1 protein-coding gene is annotated in these 360 nt (G+C 58.9%); it reads right to left on the minus strand.

The window, feature by feature from the left end:
* Positions 1-248, minus strand: a 248-nt coding sequence (locus tag MJ601_RS21840; protein ID WP_242130492.1) for a winged helix-turn-helix transcriptional regulator, incomplete at its 3' end; no start/stop codon positions are given.
* Between the last annotated feature and the right edge of the window lie 112 nt (positions 249-360).

Consider the following 360-nt stretch of genomic DNA (forward strand, 5'->3'; position numbering starts at 1 on the left):
TGCAACTGCTTCATCGTCCGCTTCTGCTTGCGGGTGCGGCCCATCTCCCGCTTCAGCCAGGCCGACAGCCGTTCCGCGAACGGGTCCAGCTTGCTCGGGCGCTCGGGCACCTTGAACCGCGGCTCCACTATGCCTGATCGCAGATATTTACGGATGGTATTGCGTGACAGCCCGGTACGCCGCGCAATCTCACGGATCGAGAGATGATCGCGGAAATGCCAGCGCCGGATAACGCTCAATAACGCCATGTCCAACACTCCATGACCCCTCGCTCGTCAAAGCCAGGGGTGAGTTCAACATGGGTCACTTCTCAGTGGAAATATCGGCCCTTCCCGGGTCACTTCTCAACGGTAATCAACA

Origin of the sequence: Sphingobium trunci (genome assembly GCF_022664535.1) — a bacterium.
Lineage (GTDB): Bacteria > Pseudomonadota > Alphaproteobacteria > Sphingomonadales > Sphingomonadaceae > Sphingobium.